Source organism: Verminephrobacter aporrectodeae subsp. tuberculatae At4 (assembly GCF_000193225.1).
In the GTDB taxonomy this organism is placed as follows: Bacteria; Pseudomonadota; Gammaproteobacteria; order Burkholderiales; family Burkholderiaceae_C; genus Acidovorax; species Acidovorax aporrectodeae.
In genome coordinates this window covers 1-1,147 of sequence record NZ_AFAL01001013.1, presented here as the reverse complement: position 1 = coordinate 1,147, position 1,147 = coordinate 1, and the positions used below count along the sequence as shown (strand labels likewise).

General features: G+C 69.2%; 1 protein-coding gene and 1 pseudogene. Both read left to right on the top strand.

Annotation, left to right across the window (positions count from 1 at the left end):
- Positions 1–160 (top strand): annotated as a pseudogene (locus VTU_RS33330) (UDP-N-acetylmuramoyl-tripeptide--D-alanyl-D-alanine ligase); the annotation flags it as partial.
- Positions 161–232: 72 nt separating this feature from the next.
- The coding region (mraY, locus tag VTU_RS0124590) for a phospho-N-acetylmuramoyl-pentapeptide-transferase (protein WP_010110447.1) at positions 233–1,147 on the top strand (915 nt) is incomplete at its 3' end.

The following is a 1,147-nucleotide window of genomic DNA, read 5'->3' as shown; positions in this document are numbered from 1 at the left end:
GGACGCGCTGCTCGCCGCCGTGCGCGAGGCCCTGCCCGGCGTGGGCAGCGTGTTGGTCAAGGGCTCGCGCTTCATGCAGATGAAACAGGTGGTGCAGGCGATTGCCTGCGCTGCGCCGCAGAACCCGGACCCGGAGGAAAGCCATGGCGCAACGCATTGAAACCGCGCGCGCGCAGCGCACCGGGGCGGCGCCACGGCTGTCGTTCCAGGCCCCGGCCGGCGGAGGCTGCGCATGCTGATGCTGCTCGCGCAATGGCTGCAGGCGCTGTCGCCCGAGTTCGGCTTCTTCCGGGTGTTCCAGTACATCACCTTCCGCGCCGTGATGGCCGCGGTGACGGCGCTGCTCATCGGCCTGGTGGCGGGGCCCGGGGTGATCCGCGCGCTCACCGGGCTGAAAATCGGCCAGCCCGTGCGCGGCTACGCGATGCAGACGCACCTGTCCAAAAGCGGCACCCCGACCATGGGGGGGGTGCTGATCCTGCTGGCGATCGCGGTCGCCACGCTGCTGTGGTTCGACCTGTCGAACCGCTTCGTCTGGATCGTGCTCATCGTCACGCTGGGCTTTGGCGCCATCGGCTGGGTGGACGACTGGCGCAAGGTGGTGCGCCGGGACCCGGAGGGCATGCGCTCGCGCGAGAAGTATCTCTGGCAATCGCTGGTCGGCCTGCTGGCGGCGCTGTACCTGGTGTTCAGCATCTCGGAGAACTCGAACACCCGGGTGCTGGAACTGTTCGTGGGCTGGGTGCGCTCGGGCTTCGCGCTCGACCTGCCGCCCAAGGCCGGTTTGCAGCTGCCCTTCCTCAAGGCGGTGAGCTACCCGCTGGGCGTGCTCGGCTTCGTGTTCCTGACCTACCTCGTGATCGTCGGCTCGAGCAACGCCGTGAACCTGACCGACGGCCTCGACGGCCTGGCGATCATGCCGGTCGTCATGGTCGGCTCGGCGCTGGGCGTGTTCGCCTACGTCTCGGGCAACGCGGTGTACTCCCGCTACCTGTTTTTCCCGCACATCCCCGGCGCGGGCGAACTGCTGATCTTCTGCGCCGCGATGGCCGGCGCGGGGCTGGCCTTTCTGTGGTTCAACACGCATCCCGCGCAGCTGTTCATGGGCGACGTGGGCGCGCTCGCGCTCGGCGCCGCGCTGGGCACC